Source organism: Krasilnikovia sp. M28-CT-15 (assembly GCF_047159595.1).
Lineage (GTDB): Bacteria > Actinomycetota > Actinomycetes > Mycobacteriales > Micromonosporaceae > Actinoplanes.
The window spans coordinates 3,271,423-3,291,488 of sequence record NZ_BAAGAK010000001.1 but is presented as its reverse complement, the minus strand read 5'-3'; the positions used below and the strand labels follow the sequence as shown (position 1 = coordinate 3,291,488).

The 20,066-nt window shown below is 72.2% G+C and carries 15 protein-coding genes; 6 read left to right on the top strand and 9 right to left on the bottom strand.

Going from position 1 to position 20,066, the window contains the following annotated elements; all coding sequences use genetic code 11:
* Positions 1-50 precede the first annotated feature (50 nt).
* The 4 genes from ACMCNO_RS15345 to ACMCNO_RS15330 form a co-directional block, all read right to left on the bottom strand.
* Entirely contained in the window at positions 51-1,850 is a 1,800-nt protein-coding gene (locus ACMCNO_RS15345; RefSeq protein ID WP_412750109.1) for a glycoside hydrolase family 6 protein, read from the bottom strand.
* Between the two features lie 192 nt (positions 1,851-2,042).
* On the bottom strand, positions 2,043-3,026 hold the full coding sequence (locus tag ACMCNO_RS15340; protein WP_412750108.1) for an endonuclease/exonuclease/phosphatase family protein: 984 nt from the start codon (positions 3,024-3,026) through the stop codon (positions 2,043-2,045).
* 232 nt (positions 3,027-3,258) lie between these two features.
* Positions 3,259-5,742, bottom strand: coding sequence for a LamG-like jellyroll fold domain-containing protein (locus ACMCNO_RS15335; RefSeq protein WP_412750107.1), 2,484 nt, complete (start codon positions 5,740-5,742; stop codon positions 3,259-3,261).
* A 201-nt stretch (positions 5,743-5,943) separates the two neighbouring features.
* Complete coding sequence (locus ACMCNO_RS15330; RefSeq protein WP_412750106.1) at positions 5,944-7,308, bottom strand: UDP-glucose dehydrogenase family protein; 1,365 nt, start codon at positions 7,306-7,308, stop codon at positions 5,944-5,946.
* Between the two features lie 131 nt (positions 7,309-7,439).
* On the opposite strand from ACMCNO_RS15330, the gene ACMCNO_RS15325 reads away from it, so the two are divergent.
* The 3 genes from ACMCNO_RS15325 (at position 7,440) to ACMCNO_RS15315 (ending at position 12,649) form a co-directional block, all read left to right on the top strand.
* Complete coding sequence (locus ACMCNO_RS15325) at positions 7,440-8,966, top strand: diguanylate cyclase domain-containing protein (protein ID WP_412750105.1); 1,527 nt, start codon at positions 7,440-7,442, stop codon at positions 8,964-8,966.
* A 190-nt stretch (positions 8,967-9,156) separates the two neighbouring features.
* Positions 9,157-9,615 (top strand): peptidoglycan-binding domain-containing protein, encoded by a 459-nt coding sequence (locus tag ACMCNO_RS15320; RefSeq protein ID WP_412750104.1) that lies wholly within the window; start codon positions 9,157-9,159, stop codon positions 9,613-9,615.
* Between the two features lie 55 nt (positions 9,616-9,670).
* Positions 9,671-12,649, top strand: coding sequence for a glycine--tRNA ligase (locus tag ACMCNO_RS15315; RefSeq protein WP_412750103.1), 2,979 nt, complete (start codon positions 9,671-9,673; stop codon positions 12,647-12,649).
* Positions 12,650-12,671: 22 nt separating this feature from the next.
* On the opposite strand, the gene ACMCNO_RS15310 is transcribed toward ACMCNO_RS15315, so the two are convergent.
* Positions 12,672-13,088, bottom strand: a complete 417-nt coding sequence (locus ACMCNO_RS15310) for a PIN domain nuclease (protein WP_412750102.1) — start codon at positions 13,086-13,088, stop codon at positions 12,672-12,674.
* Positions 13,079-13,303 (bottom strand): hypothetical protein, encoded by a 225-nt coding sequence (locus ACMCNO_RS15305; RefSeq protein ID WP_412750101.1) that lies wholly within the window; start codon positions 13,301-13,303, stop codon positions 13,079-13,081. Before ACMCNO_RS15305 ends, ACMCNO_RS15310 begins: the two co-directional genes overlap by 10 nt.
* A gap of 212 nt (positions 13,304-13,515) precedes the next feature.
* Between ACMCNO_RS15305 and ACMCNO_RS15300 the strand changes: the two genes are divergently transcribed.
* Entirely contained in the window at positions 13,516-14,568 is a 1,053-nt protein-coding gene (locus ACMCNO_RS15300) for a hypothetical protein (RefSeq protein WP_412750100.1), read from the top strand.
* Between the two features lie 64 nt (positions 14,569-14,632).
* Here the strand turns inward: ACMCNO_RS15300 and ACMCNO_RS15295 are convergent, their stop codons facing one another.
* Positions 14,633-14,920, bottom strand: coding sequence for a GntR family transcriptional regulator (locus ACMCNO_RS15295; protein ID WP_412750099.1), 288 nt, complete (start codon positions 14,918-14,920; stop codon positions 14,633-14,635).
* A gap of 35 nt (positions 14,921-14,955) precedes the next feature.
* Positions 14,956-16,548: a methyl-accepting chemotaxis protein gene (locus ACMCNO_RS15290; RefSeq protein ID WP_412750098.1), complete on the bottom strand. Its 1,593-nt coding sequence runs from the start codon at positions 16,546-16,548 to the stop codon at positions 14,956-14,958.
* 352 nt (positions 16,549-16,900) lie between these two features.
* On the opposite strand from ACMCNO_RS15290, the gene ACMCNO_RS15285 reads away from it, so the two are divergent.
* Together ACMCNO_RS15285 and ACMCNO_RS15280 are read left to right on the top strand one after the other, a co-directional pair.
* Positions 16,901-18,721 carry a DUF4157 domain-containing protein gene (locus ACMCNO_RS15285; RefSeq protein ID WP_412750097.1) on the top strand — a complete coding sequence of 607 codons (1,821 nt, stop codon included), beginning with the start codon at positions 16,901-16,903 and terminating at the stop codon, positions 18,719-18,721.
* A 10-nt stretch (positions 18,722-18,731) separates the two neighbouring features.
* On the top strand, positions 18,732-19,151 hold the full coding sequence (locus tag ACMCNO_RS15280; RefSeq protein ID WP_412750096.1) for a hypothetical protein: 420 nt from the start codon (positions 18,732-18,734) through the stop codon (positions 19,149-19,151).
* A gap of 34 nt (positions 19,152-19,185) precedes the next feature.
* Here ACMCNO_RS15280 and ACMCNO_RS15275 read toward each other — a convergent pair whose 3' ends face one another.
* Positions 19,186-19,950 (bottom strand): hypothetical protein, encoded by a 765-nt coding sequence (locus tag ACMCNO_RS15275; protein WP_412750095.1) that lies wholly within the window; start codon positions 19,948-19,950, stop codon positions 19,186-19,188.
* Between the last annotated feature and the right edge of the window lie 116 nt (positions 19,951-20,066).

The window sequence follows — 20,066 nt, the reverse complement described above, 5'->3', positions numbered from 1 at the left end:
CCCCGCCGCTGCTCGGCGGCGGGGTCCGGTCCGGCGGTGGCGCTGTCCGGTCAGGACAGCGGCGGGTACGCGTTGGCCATCAGTTCCCGGAACTGGGCGGCGAACCAGGCGCCCGACAGGGGGGCGCCGGACAGCGCGCCGGTCAGGTTGTTGCCGTTGCGGGCGTTGCCGGTGTACGTCGGGTCGCACATCCGGTCGAAGCCCTTGCCCTCGTCGTTGGGGATGAGGGTGCTGGAGCCGTCCGACTCGCCCGGCGGCTTGACCCACACATACGCGTCGATGCCCGGCTCGGGCGCCGCCGTGGGCCGTTCGCCCAGGCCCGCGCCGGACTGGTTGCACCAGTTGCCGGCGTGGATGCGGCGGTCGATGCGGGACTGGTTGACGAATGTGTTCACGTCCGTCGAGGTGCTGGCCCGGGTGGGCCGGTTCGGGCCGCCCCAGCCGTTGCGGGAGGTGTCGATGAGCATCCCGATGCCCGGGTCGAAGCCGACCGAGACGAGCTTGCTCCGGAACGCGGTCGCGAACGTCAGCTCATCGACGTACTGGTTCCAGTCGACCCACGTCGACTGACGTACGGAGGTCCCGTTGACGGTGGCGGCGACGGTGAAGTACGGCTCCCGCAACGCGGAGTAGTTGGCCGTGTCGGTGATGAAGCCGGTGACGTTGCGGACGTCCCCGGAGGCCCGGGCGGTCTGCAGCATCAGGTCGGCGGTGGGGCCGAAGTTGGAATCCCAGCCGATCCAGCCGTGGTGCGCCGCGTCGAGGTAGTTGTACGTGTTGCCGATCGCCCCGAGCTTGCGCAGCGCGTACGCGATGCCGTTGACGTATCCGCCGTTGCTTTTCATGGTGTCGCACATCGCGGTGGCGCCCGCCTGACCGGCGGTGTTGGTGACCAGGTTCGGCAACGAGTCGATCTCGATGACGTTGATGATGCGCAGGTTGCGGTACTTGGGGTCGGCCTGGATGGCGGCGACGGGGTCGATGTATTCGGCCTGGTAGCGGGCCAGGTCGTCCGGGCCGAGCTCGCCGTTGGAGGCCAGCGCGGCGCAGTCGCGGCCGGGCAGGTTGTAGATGACCAGCTGGATGTAGCCCGCACCCTGGGCGAGCGCGGCGTCGAGGTGGTCGCGCAGCCCCATGGCGTCGTTGGAGCTGCTGCCGTTGATGGCCGCGATCCGGTCCAGCCACACCGCGGTGGGGTTGCTGGAGATCCGGCTGCCGCCGGGCTCGGCGTCCGCCTTGGCCTTCCACTCGGGATTGACGTAGCCCTTGGCGCCGACATACGGGTTGTCGACCCGGGTCCCCGCGGGCGGCGAGGTCGGGGGCGGGGTGGTCGGGGGCGGGGTGGTCGGGGGCGGGGTGGTCGGGGGCGGGGTGGTCGGGGGTGTGGGCGGGGGTGTGGGCGGGGTGCTGGGGGTCGAGCCGGTGCAGGCGACGCCGTTGAGCGAGAACGTGGCGGGGACCGCGTTGGTCCCGGAGTAGTCCGCGTTGAAGCCGAGCGACACGGTGGCGTTGGTGGCCAGCGCGGCGGACCAGGCGGGGTTGGCCACGCTGATCCGCTGGCCGGTCTGGCTGAACGTGCCGTTCCAGCCCTGGGTGATGTGCTGGTTGCCGGTGAACTCCCAGGCCAGGGTCCAGCCGTTGGTGATCGGGTCGCCGAGGTTGGTGAGGTCGACCGAGCCGGTGAAGCCGGTGTTCCACTGGTTGACGGAGTAGGCCACGCGGCAGCCGGCCGCCGCGTGTGCGCCGGGGGCGAGCGTGACGACACCGACGCCGGAGACGGCGGTTGCCACGACGGCCGCGGTGGCCCCGCGTGCCAGGCGGGAGCGCCGGGTGGGTGGATCGGATCTCATGATGGGGGACTCCTCGGGGATGGAGTGGGGTGGGCGCGACCGGGTGCCGCCGACGCGGTCGCCGACGCCCGGGATCCCTGGCAGCGCTGATCGATACATGGACATCGGTCGTCGCCGCCGGTCCCGCCAGCATTGCATGGGAGCGCTCCCAATGCAATCAGTCTGTGATGACTTGGAAACAGTTGGTCGCCGTTACGGCAGGTCGAACGTGGCCACCACCGGAGCGTGGTCCGACTCGGGGAACTTGCGGTCCGTGGCGAACGACGCGCTCTCGTCGTGCAGCACCTCGTTGTGGATCTCCGAACCCCGGTAGTGGGCCAGCAGATTGCGGGTCACCAGCAGGTGGTCGAGCATCTCGCCCCGGCCCTGGTGGAACAGCGTGTACCGGCTGGACAACGGCACCGTGTTCTCGATCGGCACGAGAACCCGGCCCGCCAGGTCGCCGTTGCCGGTGTCCTCGACGCTGCCCCGGATGGCCAGCACGGGCACGTCGTCGGGCGTGGCGTTGAAGTCGCCTGCCACGATGATGCGCGCCGCCGGGTCGGCGTCCAGGATCCGGTCGACCAGGCGGCGCACCTCCACCGCCTGCGCCATCCGTTTCATGCTGGACAGGAACACCCCCTCGGCCCACGCGTCCGCCGTACGCCAGGTGTAGGCGTCCAGGGTCTGCCCCGGGATCGGGGTGGGGATCTTCGACTTGAGGTGGACGTTGATCACGTGCAGTGGGACACCGTCGGCGGTGGACAGCTCCACGTGCAGGATCGGCCGCTCGGCGCTGACCTCGACCGGCGCCGCGTCCGCCGGCACCGCGGTCAGCCGCTGATACCGGGGCGCGGCCACCAGCTGGTGTTTCAGCTGCTCGCGCGCCGTAACGTGCAGGGTGGAGGCGACGACCAGGTTCCGCTCGTCGTACACGTCGTTTCCCTGCGGCTGGGTGCTCACCAGCTCGGCGTGTTCGAGCCCGGTCCCGGTCAGCAGCTCGCGCAGCGCCAGCAGGGCACGCGGGCGGCCGGGCCGCTCCTGGCCGTTGACCTCCTGGAAGCAAGCCACGTCGGCGCGCAGCCGGGCGATCTGCGGACGCATCAGGACGATCCGCTCGGCGAGGCTGGGCCGCTCCCCGGCCGCGGTCTCGTCGAAATTCTCCAGATTGAACGTGGCGACACGCAGCTCGGCCATGCCCCACGCTAGCCCCGAAACCCACCTTGACCTGCGCTTCTGTCGGGGATTTCGCACCGGTCGGCCAATCGCGGCCGGTCCGGCGACCCCGGCCGTGTCAGCCGGGGCGCCGGACCTCACCTCGCGGCGAGCGCGCCATCCCCGCACCCGACCCCGCACCCCGGGGCGTCGCCCTGACCGCCTGGCGTCACACGAGCAGCGGGCAGGGGCGACCGCGGTGGTCACCGGTTGATCAGGCGCCCGACTCGAACAGCTGCCGGATCTCGGTCGCGCTCAACGCCCGGTCGTACAGATGAACCTGGTCGACCGTGCCGTCCAGGAAGTCGACCGGGTTACCGCCGTAGCGGCCCCGGCCGATCACGGTGTTCCCGGTGGGGGCGGACCGAGGCCGGCAGGCGCTGCTCGTCCCGGCCAGCTCGCCGTCGACGTAGAGGCGCAGCTCGCCCTTCACCGTGTCGCGTACCCCGGCGAGGTGGTACCACCGGCCCGGCTCGGGCCTGATCGGGGCCAGGGCCCGCACCCCGGCGAAGCTCATCGCGAACCGCTGGTCGGCCCCGGCGTACTGCAGGTAGAAGTCGCTGGTGGTCGGCCCGTCCTGGCTGACCACGGTCTGGAATGCGCCGTCGACCCTGTCGAGCTTGACCCACGCCGCGGCGGTGTAGTCCGCCGCGGTGTCCAGGATGGGCGCACCAGCATCCAGATACTGGGTGGCCCCGTCGAGCGCGACCGCCTGCCCGTGGTGGCCCGCGACGAAGGCGGCGCCGCCGACCAGGGTCGCGTCGTGGTCACCGGCCTGATCCGCGCCCGTGCCGTCGAGGGGGTAGAACGCGACCCCGGTGAGCCCGGGCGTGCCGGGCGGCGGCTGCGGCACCTGACCGGCCGAGCCGTCTGCCTGCGCGATGATCCTGGTGTTGATCGCCCGGACCTGGCCGAGATCCATCTTGGCCACCTGCCGGTCGTACGTGAAGAAGCCGTTGACCTCCCCCTCGACGTCGGTGAGCTGGGTGTAGACGGACGCGCTGATGCCGCACGCGCGGGCCGAGGCGAGGACGTCCTGCTGGTTGGCCACGTACCTGCCGGTCAGGGTCGCCGAGTCGGGCTCCATCTCGTACGCATGGCCGTCCCCGAACCACATGTGGTTGGCGACCTTGAGGCCGTAGCCGCCGTGCTCGCCGTCGATGGCAACCCGCTCGCCGCTGGGCGACAGGTAGGCCGGGCCGAGGTACTGGTGGAAGTCGATGACGTCGCCGCGACCGGCGTCGCCGTGCGAGTTGCAGCAGTTCACGCCACTGTGCGCGTTGACCAGCCGGCTGGGGTCCTGCGCCTTGACCTCGTCGGCGATGCGCCCGGTGGCCGCCCGGTCCCACTCCCCCCAGCCCTCGTTGAACGGCACCCAGGCCACGATGGACGTCCAGCTCCGGTGCTCGCGCACCATCTCGTGCAGCTCGGACTCGAACTGTCCCCGCCACTGCTGCGGCATCGGCCCGGTGTTGGTGGCGGGCATGTCCTGCCACACCATCAGACCGAGCCTGTCGGCCCAGTAGTACCAGCGGTCCGGTTCGACCTTGATGTGCTTGCGCACCGCGTTGAAGCCCATCCGCTTGTCCTGCTGCAGGTCGAACTTCAGCGCGGCGTCCGTGGGCGCGGTGTTCAGCCCGTCCGGCCAGAAGCCCTGGTCGAGGTTCGCCAGATGGAAGAGGATCCGGCCGTTGAGCGTGATGCGCAGCCTGCCGTCGGCGCCGCGCGCCGTGCCGATCTGCCGCATGCCGAAGTACGACCCGACCGCGTCGACGGCGCGGCCGCCCCGATACAGCGTGACGTCCAGGTCGTACAGGAACGGCGAGTCGGGCGACCAGAGCCGGGCCTGGGGCACGGGTACCGCCAGCGGGGCGCCCGCCGCGCCGGAGGCCCGGCCGACGACCCGGCCGCCGGCGCGGGCGACGGCCCGTACCGTGAGCCCGGCGCCGTCCGCCACCTGCGCGGTCAGCCGCAGCACCCCGGCGGGCACGTCCGGGGTCGTCGTGAGTCCCTCAAGGTGGGCCGGGGCGACCGGTTCCATCCACACCGTGCGCCAGATGCCGGAGCTGCCCTGGTAGAAGATGCCGTGGTCGCTGGTGCGGCGCTGCTTGCCGATCGGCTGGCCGGTGGCGTCGGTGAGGTCCTCGGCCCAGACGATGAGTTCCTGCGGGCCGGTGGTGAGCGCGTCCGTGACGTCGGCGTCGAAGGAGTCGTAGCCGCCGCGGTGGGTCGCCACCTGGACGCCGTTGACCCAGACCCGGGCGTCGTAGTCGACCGCCCCGAAGTGCAGCAGCAGCCGGTTGCCCGCGCCCACCCGCCACCCGGCGGGCACCTCGAAGGTGCGGCGGTACCACATCCGGTCCTCGTGGCGCTGGATGCCGGAGAGCGCGGATTCGATCGGGTACGGCACCAGGACCCGCTCGCTGAGGTCCCGCCCGACCGGCGGGGCCTGCCCGGTGTCGGCCTCGGCGAACTGCCAGACGCCGTTGAGGTTCTGCCAGCGGGCACGGGTGAACTGCGGGCGCGGGTACTCGGGCAGCGCGTTGTCCGGGCCGACCTCGCCGGTCCAGCGGGTGGCCAGGGGTGGAACGCCGGGGTGCCAGGCGGGGGCGGCGGGTCGCGGGGGCGCGGCGCCGGCGGGCCCGGCGAGGCCGAGCGCCAGCAGGACCGCGGCGGCCAGGGAGAACATCCGGTTCATCGGCTGCGTCCTTCGTGGGGAAAGGGCTGCGTCCTCGGGAAGTGGGAAAGCGCTCGCGGAACGCCATGAGCCAACACATTCCAACAATGTTGCTCAGGTAACGTCAAGGTTTCCGTGCTGACGATCTTCGATCCCGCACAGACGACGAACGCCGCCCGGCGCGGGGCCGGGCGGCGTTCGGGGGTGCTAGCGGGGTGGCGGTCAGCCGCCCACGCAGAGATAGCGGTAGCCGAGGCGGCGCATGCGCTCCGCGTCGAGGCAGTGCCGCCCGTCCAGCAGGACCGGGGTCCGCATGGTCGGCAGCAGCTTGCCCCAGTCCAGGTCGAGGTAGTGCGACCACTTGGTCACCAGCACCACCGCGTCGCTGTCGTCGAACACCGCCTCGGCGCTGTCGCAGAGGTGACCGGCCAGGTCCGGGCGCTCGCGGCGGAAGCGCCCCGCGGCCACCGGGTCGTGCAGCACCACCCGTGCGCCGTGCGCGATCAACTGCTCGGCGATGTCGATCGCCGGGGAATCGCGCAGGTCGTCCGTCTCCGGCTTGAACGCGAGCCCGAGCAGGCCGATCCGCCGGCCCTTGATCAGGCGCAGCTCGTCGAGGAGCCGGTCCACCACCATGCGGCGCTGGCGCGCGTTGACCTCCCGGGCGGCCTGCACGATCGGCATGTCGTGGTGGTACTCCCCCGCGGTCGTGATCAGCGCCGCGGTGTCCTTGCCGAAGCAGGAGCCGCCCCACCCCACCCCGGGCTCCAGGAACCGGGGCCCGATCCGGGCGTCGAGCCCGGTGCCTCGGGCCACCTCCATGATGTCGGCGCCGACCCGGCCCGCCAGCCGGCCGATCTCGTTGATGTAGCTGATCTTGATGGCGAGGAAGGCGTTCGCGGCGTACTTGATGAGTTCGGCGGAGGCCAGGTCGGTGGAGACCATCGGCACCGCGCCGACCTCGCCCGGGCGGGGCAGGAACGTCGGCGGGGTGAAAGTCTGGTTGAGGATGGGACGGTAGAGCTCGTTGAGCACCTGGAGGCTGCGCGGGTCGTCCGAGCCGATCACGATCCGGTCGGGGTACAGCGTGTCGAACAGCGCCACACCCTCGCGCAGGAACTCCGGGTTCGACGCCACCGCGAACTCGCCGTCCGGGCGGCGGCCGTGGCGGCGCTCGAAGGACTCGCGCAGGATCGCGTCCACCCAGTTGCCGCTGCCGATCGGCACGGTCGACTTGTTCACCACGACCGTGAACGGGCCGGTGACGTGCTCACCCACGCTCTCCGCGGCCGAACGCAGGTGGCGCAGGTCCGGATTGCCGTCCGGCAGCGACGGCGTCTGCACCGCGATGAACACGACATCGGCGCCGGAAACCCCCTCGGCGTGCTCCGTGGTGAAGCGCAGCCGCTCGGCGGCCTCGGCCAGCAACTCGTCCATGTGCGGTTCGTAGATCGGCGATCGGCCCGCCCGCAGCGACTCCACCTTCGCCGCGTCCAGCTCGACACAGGTCACGTCGTGTCCGAGATAGGCCAGACACGCACCGGTGGTCAGACCCACGTACCCCGTGCCGACAACACACACCTTCATCGCTGGTGTCCCTTTCCGCCGCTCGGATGCGCTGCGCCGCACCCGGTCCGCCACGGTAGTGCACCGGGGCCTTCAGGAAACCCCCGTGGCAGCAACCTCAAGCCGGCGGGGTCGCTGCCGACCATAGGTCCGTGACTGTGAGCAGTGGCGTGCGCCTCGCCGGTAGCCGGGACGGGTTAACCCTGCCCGCGCAGGCCCATGCGGTCGACGTGCAGACCGACCTGCTTGCTGCCCTGGTGGACGTCATGACCCGGGACACACCGGTCATCGAGCACGTTCTCGACCTCGTCCACCGTCACCTGGGCGAGCTGGCGGAACTGCGCTGCACCACGGTCTTCACCCTCAGCTCCGAGGACGGCGGACTCTATCCGGTCGCGACCGTCGGGGAGCCCGAACCCGGCGAACTGCGCACCGCCGGCATGGTCTTCCGCGTTCCGGCCGGTGCGCCGCCGACCCGCAACGGCGACCGGCTGACCGTACGGTTGCGCATCGGCGGCCAGACGGTCGGCGTACTCGTGCTGACCGGCGGCCGCCTCGACCGGGTCCGCGAGGACGTCGTCGCGTCGGCCGGTCTGCACCTGGCCGCGACGCTGCAGTCGCTCGAGGCGGAACGGCAGCGGCAGTTCCTCGCCAACGCGACCACCACGATCCGCCGCCTCTTCGAGCGCGGCACGGTCGCCACCAGCGTCGAGACCGCCGCCGAGCTGGTCGCCCGGGCGACCGCCGAGGCGTTCCGTACCGAATTCTCCGGCCTGCACCTGGTCGACACCGACGGCCGGATCCGCTACGCCACCGGCGTCGGCCCCGCCGTCGACAGCACCGAGAGCCTCCAGCGCAACCTGATCGGCAAGATGGCCAACGACTCGCCCATCTGGCGGGCGGCCGTCCAGGACGGGTCGCCCGTGCTGGTCAGCGACGTCGAAACCGTCGGGGTCTCGCCCGGCGGCTTCGTGCACACCATGGGGCTGCGCTCGTTCATCGCCATGCCGCTGATGTCCGCGACCGGCCCGGTCGGCATCGTGCTGTGCGGCGACTCCACCGGCACCCGCCGCTGGAGCGCCGACGACCACGGCCTGGCCCGCCAGCTTGCGGTCGAGGGGGCGCTCATCGTCGACAGCGCCCGGCTGCGCCAGGCCGAGCAGCAGCACGTCGCCGAACTCACCCGCCAGGCGTTCCACGATGCGCTGACCGGCCTGCCGAACCGCTCCCACCTGCTGGAAGGCGCGGAGCAGGCGGTGGCCACGGCCGAGCGCTCGGGCGAGCGGACCGCCCTTCTGCTGCTCGACCTCGACGGCTTCAAGCAGGTCAACGACACCGCCGGGCACCACGCGGGCGACGCCCTGCTGCAGGCCGTCGCGCACCGGCTGCTGCGTACCGTGCGGGACAACGACCTGGTGTCGCGGCTCGGCGGCGACGAATTCGCCATCCTGCTCACCCGCAACCCGGACCACGCGTCGGCCGCCACCGCCGCCGAGCGGATCCACCAGCGGCTCAGCGAGCCGTTCGACATCGAGGGCCGGACGGTCACGATCGGCGCCAGCATCGGCGTCGCGATGTTCCCGGACGACGCCAGCGACGTGCCCCGGCTGCTGCGCGGCGCCGACGCCGCCATGTACCGGGCGAAGCGCGACGGCGGCGGCGTCCGCCTGGCCCGCTGACGCGCGGCCCCCGCCTGGCCCGCTGACGCGGGTTTCGTCTCGCCCGCTGACGCGGGTTTCGTCCGTTCCGCTGACGCGGACGGGGGATCCTCGTGTCGCAACGGTGACACCCGGTGGGCAGGCGTGCACAAGCGGGTCACCATGGCGGCAGGGGCGGCCCACGCAGCGCCGCCCGAAGGGGATGATCGACATGGCCGCCCTCTCACCCTGGCCGATCGTGCGCCGCGGCGACGAAGACCACCCGGTGCCCAGCCTGCAGTACCTGCTGCGGGCGCGCGGGCAGACCGTCACCGTGGACGGTGACTTCGGCCCGCGCACCGAAACGGCGGTGCGCGCCTTCCAGTCGCAGAAGCACCTCACCGTGGACGGCATCGTCGGGCCGCAGACGTGGGGCGCACTCATCATCACCGTACGGCGCGGCTCGCAGGGCGACGCGGTGCGCGCGGTGCAGGAGGAGTTCCAGTTCCGCAACCTGTCCGGCGACCCGAGCAAGGGGCCGCAGATCGACGGGATCTTCGGTCCGGTCACGGAACGCTTCGTCCGCGACTTCCAGCAGGCCATCAAGGCGGACGTACCGTCGATGGCGGTCGACGGCATCGTCGGCCCGATGACCTGGCAGGCCCTGATCAGCGGCATGTTGTCCTTCTGAGCCACGCGGCGAAATCGGTACGGGCCCGCCACTCCCGCTCGTAGACTTCGGACCCATGCTCACCATGCAGGAGGCCCTCCAACGGTTGATCGAGTACTGGACGCGGCAGGGCTGCCTGACCGTCCAGCCGATGAACACCGAGGTCGGCGCCGGGACGCTGAACCCGGCCACGTTCCTGCGGGTGCTCGGCCCGGAGCCGTGGCGGGTCGCGTACGTGGAGCCGTCCGTGCGTCCCGACGACTCCCGCTACGGCGAGAACCCGAACCGCCTGCAGACCCACACCCAGCTCCAGGTGATCCTCAAGCCGGACCCGGGCGACGCACAGGAGCTGTACCTCGGCAGCCTCGCCGCCCTCGGTATCGACGTCGCCGCCCACGACGTGCGTTTCGTCGAGGACAACTGGGCCTCACCCGCGCTGGGCGCCTGGGGCCTGGGCTGGGAGGTGTGGCTCGACGGCCTGGAGATCACCCAGTTCACCTACTTCCAGCAGGCCGGCGGGCTGGACCTCGACCCGGTGTCGGTGGAGATCACCTACGGCATCGAGCGGATCCTGATGGCGCTGCAGGAGGTGCGGCACTTCAAGGACATCACGTACGCGCCCGGCATCAGCTACGGCGAGGCGTTCGGCCAGGCCGAGTACGAGATGTCGCGGTACTACCTGGACGATGCCGACGTGGCGGCCAACCGGCGGCTGCTCGACGAGTACGCCGCCGAGGCGCAGCGGATGGTCGACGCTGGACTGCCGGTGCCCGCCCACACGTACGTACTCAAGTCCTCGCACGCCTTCAACGTGCTCGACGCCCGCGGCGCGGTGTCCACTGCGGACCGGGCGGCCGAGTTCGCCCGGATGCGGCGCCTGGCCGGCGACGTCGCCCGGCTCTGGGTCGCCCGCCGCGCGGCACTGGACCACCCGCTCGGGGTGTCGGCGCCCCGGGCACCCGCGTCGCCGTCGCCGGTTCCGGAGCTGACCGACAACCGGGCGCGGACGCTGGTCTTCGAGATCGGCACCGAGGAGATGCCGCCCGCCGAGGCGCGCGCCGCCTGCGCGTACCTGCGCCGCGCGGTCGCCGAGCGGCTGGCCGCGACCCGGCTCACCCACGGCGAGGTGCGGGTGGCGGCGACACCACGGCGCCTGATCGCGACCGTGGCCGACGTGGCCGCCCGCGAACCGGACCAGGTCGTCACGGTCCGCGGTCCCCGCGCTTCGGCGGCGTACGACGCCGCGGGCACGCCGACCGCGGCGCTGGCCGGTTTCGCCCGCGCCCAGGGTGTCGCGACCGAGGCCGTGGAGACCGCGGAGGTCAACGGCGTACCCCATGTGGTGGTGCGGCGCGACGACGCCGGTGGCGCGGCACCCACCGTGCTGGCCACCGCGCTGGCGCCCGTGGTCACCGGGCTGCGCGGCGCCCGCAACATGCGGTGGAACGATCCCCAGCTGTCCTTCACCCGGCCGATCCGCTGGCTGCTGGCCCTCTGGGGTGAGCAGGTCGTGCCGGTCACGGTGTCGGCGCTGACCGCGGGACGGCACACCCGCCTGCTGCGCACCGCCGCCGAACCGGTCGTGGCGGTGCCCACGGCCGAGGAGTTCGCCGAGCTGATCGCGGTCAACGGCATCGTCGCGGACGCCGAGGACCGTCGCGACCTCGTGGTGACCGGCGCGCAGGACCTCGTCTACCCGGACGGCCGCGTCGACGTGACCGCGGAGGGCAACCTCATCGACCAGATCACCTACCTGGTGGAGCAGCCGACACCGCTGCTCGGCGCGTTCGACGAGGCCCACCTCGAGCTGCCCGAGGCCGTGCTCACCACGGTGATGCGCAAGCACCAGCGGTACCTGCCGGTGCGGGACCCCGACGGTGTCCTGCTGCCCCGGTTCGTGACCGTGGCCAACGGCCCGGTCGACGTGGACCGGGTGCGCGCGGGTAACGAGGCCGTGCTGCGGGCCCGGTTCGCCGACGCCGCGTTCTTCTACGCCGCGGACCGGCGCGCCGACCCGGCCACGCTGCGGGCACGGCTGGCCCGGCTGACGTTCACGGACCGGCTCGGCTCGATGGCCGACCGCGCGGACCGGATCGCCGCCCTGGCCGCCGCACTCGCCGCCCCGCTCGGGCTGTCCCCCGCGGACGCGGCCACCCTGCGCCGGGCCGCCCCACTGGTCAAGTTCGACCTGGGCGCCCAGCTGGTCACGGAGATGACCAGCCTGGCCGGCGAGATGGCCCGCGACTACGCCCGGCACGCCGGGGAACCCCGCGACGTCGCCACCGCACTGTACGAAGTGGAGCTGCCCCGCCACGCGGGCGACGCGCCGCCGCGTACCCTGCCGGGCGCGCTGCTGTCGCTGGCCGACCGGCTCGACCTGCTGGCCGGTCTGGCCGCCACCGTGGGCCTGCCCACCGGCAGCAGCGACCCGTTCGCGGTACGCCGCGCCGCCCTCGGCGCCCTCGCGGTGCACCGCGCCCACCCGGCGCTGGGCGCCTTGAGCCTCACCGTTGGGCTGGCCGAGGCGGCGACACTCCAGCCCGTCGAGGTCCCCGATCCGGTCCGCCGCGACGTCGCGGACTTCCTGGCCCGCCGCCTCGAACAGGTGCTGACCGAGGAGGGGCATCCGGTCGACCGGATCCGCGCGGTGCTGCCGCACGCCGACCGCCCGTCCCGCGCCGACCACCTGCTGTCCGAACTGGCCACGCTCGCCGATGACGAGTCGTTCCGGGGTGTCGCCGCGGCGATCCAGCGGGCCCGGCGCATCGTGCCGGACGGCACCGCTGCCGCCTACGATCCCGGCGCGCTGACGGAACCGGCCGAGGTCGCCCTGCACGAGGCGGTCGTGGCGGTCCGCAGCGAGCTGGGCCCGGATCCAGACCTGACCGGTTTCACCCGCGTCGCGGGGCGGCTGGTCGCGCCCGTGGACACGTTCTTCACGGACGTGTTCGTGATGGCCGAGGACCCGGCGCTGCGGGCGGCCCGCCTCGGCCTGCTGGCCACGATCCGCGACCTCGGCGCCGGACTGCTGGACTGGCCCCAACTGCGCCTCTGACCACGGAAGCGTCCGATCCCGGCTAGCCATCCAGGGTTTCGACTGGCTGGCCCGTGATGGCGGCGATGAGCTCGAAGTCCTTGTCGGCGGCGAGGACGGTGAGCGCCGCCTTCTCCGCGGTCGCCGCGATCAACAGGTCAGGGATGGACGGGGCACGGTGCTGGCCGCGGTCGGCCAAGAGCATCTGCACCTGAAAGGCCCTGTCCTCGATGGCAGGTGTCAGGTGCTCGACTGGCATCAAGGACAGCGGTGGAGAGGCGAACTGTCGGCGCCCCGTGTCTCCGGAGCGTGCCGAGTAGCCGAGTTCGAGCCGCGTGACGGTGGAGAGCCGGACAAGCCCCCGGCTGATCCGTGCACTCCACTCTTCGCGGTTCGCCGCTTGACCGAGCTGGAGCCGTACGTACGCGGACTTGTCGATCAACCAGCCCCTCACCGCCATGCGGTGTCCATCACGGTGGGGTCGCCGAGGTCCGCGAAGACCTCCGCGGACCGCTGCCAGTCCTCGGCGGTGACCGTCCGTTCGCCGACGGGACCGGCGCCCTCCTCCAACTTGCGGCGCAGATACTCGTTGCGCGACAGGCCAAGGTTGGCGGCCTCGGCGTCGATGCGCTCGACCGCTTCCTGACTCAGATCACGAATGAGAATGTTGGGCATCAATCACCTCCGAAGGCGTCGCGCGATATCACGATATCACCGGGAGGGCCCGGTGGTGGGACTGGGCGAATCTGATCGCCGCAACCTGCTCATCCAGCTCGCCCGACCGCCACTGCGGCGCCGCGCCGGCGACCTGCCGGGTCTCCGCTGTCGCGGGACAACGTGCCGCCCGGGGCGGACAGCGCGGCGGCCTCTGCGGCATAGTGTCCGCCGTGATTGCCTCCGGTCAGCCCGTTCCCCCGACTGTCGCACCGACGGCCCGCCGCCGCGCCTGGCTGGTCTGGCTGCTGGCTGGGCTGGCCGTGCTGAGCTGCTGCGGCGGCCTCAACGGCTGGGTGCTGCAGCGGCACACCCGGCCGAACGCCACGGGTGTCAGCGGCATGGCGGTCACCGATCTGGTCGAGGGCCGCGAATACCCGATCTACGCCGATGCGCCCGGCGCGGACGAGCTGCACTGCACCATCGGCAGCGACCAGTTCCAGCGGGACTTGACGGTACGCCGCTCCGCGGACGCCCCGATGTTCGCCGCCACGGCGTCGGTGGACGGCAGCCCGAAGCTGCCGTTCTTCGGCCGGCTCCGCAGCGACCGCTCCGAGTTCACCGGGGTCACCTGCGGACCCGACCAGCGGTTCGTACTCGCCGAGGGTCGTGGTCCGTTGTCGGTCCTCCTGGGTGGGGTCGGCGCGGCGCTGCTGCTGGCCGTGGCCGCGCTGGTGGCCGTACTCGTGGGCCGCCGGCGGCGATCGGCGGCAGCTCCGGCGGCCCGGCCGTCGGCGTGGTGGCTGCTGGCCGCTCCGGCGATGCTGCTCGTCGGCGTCGTCGTGCTGGCTACCGCCGTGGTGGCGTTCGGTGCGGCGACGGCCGGCACGGATGACGCCCCACGGGTGGGCAGCGACCGGGTCTACGGCAACGTGAGCGTGCTGACCGAGCGCGGCGGCCGCTATCTGGTCTACCAGGCGGGGGACGGCCCGGCGCAGGACTGCGTTCCGGTCCATCCGGGCGGCCGGCCGTGGTGGGCGCCGGAGACCGTCGACTTCGTGGGTACGACGTTCCGCTACGTCGGCAGTTTCCGCGGCGCCGGGGAACGCGACGTACATGTCGATTGCGCCGGTGCCGCGCCGCTGATGGTGCGCGTCGACCGGGGCCCGTTGGCGGTGGTCTCGCTGTCCGCGTCGGCGTTCCTGCTGCTCGGCGTCGCGGCGTTCACCCTGGTCGTCACGATCCTGGTGCGCCGCCGCCGGAAGCCTGCTCAAGCCTCCGCGTAAGACCGGGCCGGCGGCCGGTTTCCGGGCATCGGCACGAGCAACAGGACGAGGGTTGGACCGCCAGCTATTTCTCCCGCGTCGAGGGCCTGGCGACGACGTACGTGCCGCGACCCACCACCGTCACCACCAGCCCACGCTCGCGGAGCAGCTGAATCGACTTGCGTGCCGTTCCGCGCGCGACGCCGTACTCCTGCACCAGCTGGTTCTCCGAAGGAATCGGTCGGTTCGGGAGGAGATCACCAGCCTCGATACGCGCTTGGACAGCATCCGCCACCTGCACGTACAACGGCGTCGGTCCGGCATGGTCGATCACAATCCGACCATCCCACTCGGTGTACACCGTGATTGCCAAAGGGGAACTCGATCGAGGACGACTCGAGCGTCTCGCTAGTACCGGAATCGGCTGACCATCTGACGGAACTCCGCGGAGATGGCGGCCAGATTGGCGGCGGCCTGGCGGCTGTCGGCGATTCCTGCGGTGGCGTTTTCGGCGGCGCGGGCCGCCTCGGCGATGGTGCGGGCGATATCGGTGCTGCCCGTGGCGGCCTCGGTCACGTTCCGGTTCATCTCGTTGGTGGTCGCGGTCTGCTCGTCGACCGCGGTGGAGATCAACCCCTGGTATTCGTTGATCCTCGAGATGATGGTGCCGATCTCGGCGATTGCGGCGACGGCACCCTGGGTGTCGGTCTGGATCGCGGCGATGCGCCGGGCGATGTCGTCGGTGGCCCGGGCCGTCTCCTGGGCGAGGTCCTTGACCTCACCGGCGACGACCGCGAATCCCTTGCCGGCGTCGCCGGCGCGGGCGGCCTCGATGGTGGCGTTGAGGGCGAGAAGGTTGGTCTGCTCGGCGATGGCGGTGATCACCCTGATGACGTTGCCGATTTCGGCGGAGGACTCGCCCAGCCTGGTGATGACGTCGTTGGTGTCGGTGGCGACCTCGACCGCGCGGGAGGCGATGGCCGCGCCGTCACCGGCGTTGCGGGCGATCTCCCCGATCGAGGCGCTCATCTCGTGGGATGCGCTCGCCACGGTATTGACGTTGGCCGAGAGCTGGTCGGCGGTGGCGGCGGCACCCAATGCGAGGCCGCTGGCCTGCTCGGCGCTGGCGACGACGTGATCGCTGCTGGTCGACAACTGCGCCGAACCGGCGGCGAGGGTGTCAGCGCTGGCGGCCATGGTCGCCACGGTTCTGCGCACCTCGGCGAGGGCTCGGTTGACGTCGCCGGACATCACCCCGAGCTCGTCGCGGGAGGTCACCGGCACGGACTGGGTCAGGTCACCGTCCGCCATCGCGCGAACGATCCGCCCGACTGCGCCCACGCGGCGCTTGATGGCGCGGGTGACCGCCTCGGCGACGAGCAGCCCGCTCACCAGCCCGATCACCAGCAGCCCGAGGATCTCGCCCACGGCGCGGCGGTAGGCGGCGCGTACCTCGGCCGCCGCCGACTGGGACTGCGCGTGCGCGTCGGCGGCCAGCTGCGCGGTGAGGTCGTTGATTCTCTTGGCCAGCCCGCCCAGCTCCGTGTTGGACACCTGCGGGCCCGCGGACGCGGTTTCGCCCAGTAGCGACACCCGCATGCCGGCGTCGAAGGTCTTCCAGTCGGCGGTGAGCTCGGCGGTCTTGGCGCGCGCGTCCGCGTCACTCACGGAGGCCTGTAGCCGGGCGATCGCCTGGTTCATCGCGGCCTCGCCGGCGGCCAGCTGCTGCTTGGCGGCGGCGGCCTGAGTGGAGTCGCCCCCGGCGACGAAGGACTTGGCAGCGCCGTCGTTGATCTGCGCCTGCGCGCCCCGGATGTCGCTGAGGGCCTCCAGCTGCGGCACGGTGCGCGCGTTGAGCGCCTCCAGCCGGCCGTTGACATCCCGGATGCTCTGCACGGACAGCACGCCGACACCGGCCGCGACCGCGGCGATCACTGCCACGGCCATACTCACCTTCGCCCGCACACTGCGGTCGGCAATCCATTGTCGCGTCGCGGCCATGATCGGAACGACACCCTCCCCATCACTGTGTGACACCACGGCGCCGGACCTGACGCGCCGGACGCATTGACGATGGAAACGCCGCCCGCGGCGTCCCGGACCCAACGATCGGCCGACGGCGGACCAAACGTCAGGCTTTTACGGTTGTCATCGGGTTTGCGCCTGGCATAACGGGCGTCACAGTGGCGCGGGCCACTCGGCGGACGGCAGGCAGCGAGTCCGGTCAGCTTCTTTCGTCGCGCGACCGGCCAAGGTCGGCTGCCGCCTTCCACCTGGCGCGCGGTCCGAGCACCTGTCGTGGCGGGCCTGTGCTGGTTACCGTGAGACAAGCGGGCGAGAGCGGGTGATGGCGATGCGGGCCAGGCTGGAGCCACGGCTGGACAGCGACGAGGCGGTCGTGCCGGTGCCCCGCCCGCCCGCGCCCTCGCCGACGCGGTCGCCGCTGCCCGGCCGGTTGCCCCCGGGGCGGCTACCCCCCGGCCGGGTGTCGCTGGAGACCGCGCTGGTCGCGGGCAACGCGGCGATCCACCGACTGCTCCGCGACATGGCGGCCCCGGTCGTCGCGGCACACCGGGACCGGACGATGACCCCCGCCGACGCGTTCACACTGGCGACATCAGGCAATGCCGCGGCGGTGCCGTACCGGGAGCGGATGGAGGCACGGTTCGGGCGCGACCTGGGGCATGTCGACGCGTACCTGGGTGGGGAGGCGGCCGGCGCCGGGCTGACCGCGCTGGGCGCGCAGGCCGCGACGTACGGCAGCCGAATTGCGTTCGCGGATGCACGCCCCACTCCCGAGGTCGTCGCGCACGAGGTGGCGCACGTGGTGCAGCAGGAAGGGATGAGCCTGCCGGGGCGGCCAGGCGGGGTGAGCTCCCCTGGCGACGCGACGGAGCGGGCGGCCGTGGCCGGGAGCCGGGGCGCCGCGGCGCCGCCGCTGATCCACCGGCTGGTCGCCACGGCGGGCGGGTCCTGGACCACCTCGGCGTACCGGCCGGTCAACCAGGCGGGCACCATCGGCGCGCACATCGAGCTGCACTTCACCGCGAACGACCAGGTCGAGGCGACCCAGATCGGTCTGAGCCAGACGGTACGCACACTGTCCGCGACCGCCCGCGGCGCCGCCGTGAACACGCCGTCGAATGCCCGTACGATGCCGGATTTCCTGCAGCGCGGCGAGGGTGACGTGGGCCGCGGCATCGACCGGCGGGACTTCGGCCGCGGCGGCACCGTCCCCAACACCAACCCGCTGTACGGCGTGTACAACGTCGCCCCGGCCGGTGCCGCCGCGGCGGTGGTGTCGGCGGCCCTGGGCGACGTGGCGGCCAGCGGCGGGAACAATGCCACGGGCGCGCACCGCCGCAAGCCGGACGGCACGTTCTTCCCGGCGGTCGACGCAGTCCTCGACGACACGCCGGGGCGCACTCCGGCGTTCGCGGGCCAGCAGTGGCAGCAGAGCTTCGAGGTCGCGGCGCTGGCCATCGACGGGCCGCTGGCGGGGATGTACCTGGGCAGCGTGGCATGGGGCTGGCGCACCGACGACGCGGGCCGGGCGAAGCTGGATCCGGCCGCGATCACGTTGGTGCGGCAGGGGCCGCCCACGGAGGCGTTCGGCGACGCGGCCGCGAAGTGGAACGCGCTGAGCTTCACCGACCCGGCCACGGGCACGGTCTACAACACGGTCGATCTGCCGATCGCCCACGACATCGACATGTTCGACACGGTCAACCTGGCGCGGCGGCTGATCGAGCTGCGCGCGGAGGTCGCGCGGCTGCCCGCCGGTGCGGACCGGGTGCGGCGCGACTTCACCCGCCTCGCGTACGAGCGGGAGCTCGCGCACCGCAACGTCGAGGTCTGGGTGAAGGTGCGCGGCACCGAGGACTGGACCGGGGCCGACGAGGTGTACGCCCGCGTCACCGGCCAGAAGAAGTACCGGACGAAGGTGAAGAAGCTCAACGACGGCGACAGCCACGACTTCCTCGTGCCGCTGGAGGCGTTCACCACCACGTTGCCGCTGGCGTCGGAGGTGCTGATCGAGGTGTTCGACGAGGACACCCCGGACGCGGACGACAAGATCGTGTCGATGCGCTGGTCCCCGGCCATGGGCCAGGTCAAGAACAAGTCGTCGATGGACGACGCCAACTACGAGGTACGGGTCGGATACGAGCGCTGAGGGGGCCGCGGTGGGCGAGGTGGCGTGGTCGCCGGTCGTTGCCGGGCTGCGGCTGGGCGGCGCGGCCGACGGTGACACGGTGACGTTCACGCTGCAGAACGCCGGGCCGCAGGAGCTGACGGTGCTGAGTCACGTGGACGTCGGCGAGATCCACCTGGACTGGTACACCGTGCTGCTCGGCTCCTCGCGCACCCTGCGGTTCGTCGGCGACCGCGACGAGTCGGCGGTCGAGCGGGCCCGGCTGGTGCCCGGGGGTTCGCTGACCCACACGGCCGACCTGCGGCACTGGGCGGGCCGGCCGGTCAACGGGGGTGCACCGTTGCCGACCGGCCCGCTCGTGCTGCGGTGCCGCTATGAAGTCGACGCGGCGACGGCGGCGACGTTCGGCGGCGTGTGGTCGGGGTCGGTGACCACACCGCAGTTCGGCTGACGGGCAAGCGGAGGGCGGGGCCCGCCAGCCTGGTTCAGTTGTTGAGGGCGCACGGGGCGAGGGCCGCCACGTCGAGGTTCGGCCGGGCGGTGTGCCGCCCGATCGCGGTGGCGATCCGGTTGATGGTGGCGACCCGCTTGTCCTCCAGCGGCCCGAGGATCGCGTTCCGCACGAAGTTCGGGCCGCCCTCGCCGACGCTGGTGGCCAGCCGCCGGTTCGCCTCGCCGATCTGGGTGTCCAGCAGCGCCAGGTTGCGGGTCACCTCGTCCCGGGCCTGGGCGGGGACCGCGGGCAGCGCCCCGGCCACCCGCGGGCAGTTCACGGTACGGGCGGCGACCGTGCCCGGCGCCTGGGTGGCCACGGCGGTGGGCTCGGCGGCGGAGGCGCCGCCGCCCCGGTTCAGCGAGCACGTGGCCAGGCCCTGCACGTCGAGCTGCGGGCGCGGCGCGTTACGCCCGATCGCGGTGGCCATCCGGTTGATCGTCGCGACCCGCTTGTCCTTCAGCGGGCCCAGGATCGCGTTCTGCACGAAGTTCGGGCCACCCTCGCCCTGGCTCGTCGCCAGCCGCCGGTTCGCCTCGCCGATCTGGGTGTTCAACAGCGCCAGATTGCGCGCGATCTCCGCCTGCGCCTGAGCGGGCACCGCGGGCAGTTTGTCGGCGATGCTGGGGCAGCTGACGGTGGGTGCGCCGGTCTCGTCGGCGGCGGCCACACCGAGGCCCACACCGACCATTGCCACGGCCACTGCGGCGACGCCGGCGATCTGCCAGCGACGCGCGTTCGTTCGGGAGGTATACATGAGGGCGAGGAACCTTCCTGTGCGGGGAATCGCGCTTCCCCGATAGTTACGGGAGCGCTCCCATAACCGTTCACCGCACCGGATTTCTTCAGGCTCCCTTAAAGTTGCGCGCCCGC

Excerpts from the sequence above, each read along its gene's own strand:
- ACMCNO_RS15290 (WP_412750098.1), bottom strand. The coding sequence starts at position 16,548 with ATGGCCGCGACGCGACAATGGATTGCCGACCGCAGTGTGCGGGCGAAG.
- ACMCNO_RS15305 (WP_412750101.1), bottom strand. The coding sequence starts at position 13,303 with ATGCCCAACATTCTCATTCGTGATCTGAGTCAGGAAGCGGTCGAGCGC.
- ACMCNO_RS15340 (WP_412750108.1), bottom strand. The coding sequence starts at position 3,026 with ATGGCCGAGCTGCGTGTCGCCACGTTCAATCTGGAGAATTTCGACGAG.
- ACMCNO_RS15315 (WP_412750103.1), top strand. The coding sequence starts at position 9,671 with ATGCTCACCATGCAGGAGGCCCTCCAACGGTTGATCGAGTACTGGACG.
- ACMCNO_RS15320 (WP_412750104.1), top strand. The coding sequence starts at position 9,157 with ATGGCCGCCCTCTCACCCTGGCCGATCGTGCGCCGCGGCGACGAAGAC.
- ACMCNO_RS15285 (WP_412750097.1), top strand. The coding sequence starts at position 16,901 with ATGCGGGCCAGGCTGGAGCCACGGCTGGACAGCGACGAGGCGGTCGTG.
- ACMCNO_RS15335 (WP_412750107.1), bottom strand. The coding sequence starts at position 5,742 with ATGAACCGGATGTTCTCCCTGGCCGCCGCGGTCCTGCTGGCGCTCGGC.
- ACMCNO_RS15345 (WP_412750109.1), bottom strand. The coding sequence starts at position 1,850 with ATGAGATCCGATCCACCCACCCGGCGCTCCCGCCTGGCACGCGGGGCC.
- ACMCNO_RS15275 (WP_412750095.1), bottom strand. The coding sequence starts at position 19,950 with ATGTATACCTCCCGAACGAACGCGCGTCGCTGGCAGATCGCCGGCGTC.
- ACMCNO_RS15330 (WP_412750106.1), bottom strand. The coding sequence starts at position 7,308 with ATGAAGGTGTGTGTTGTCGGCACGGGGTACGTGGGTCTGACCACCGGT.
- ACMCNO_RS15310 (WP_412750102.1), bottom strand. The coding sequence starts at position 13,088 with ATGGCGGTGAGGGGCTGGTTGATCGACAAGTCCGCGTACGTACGGCTC.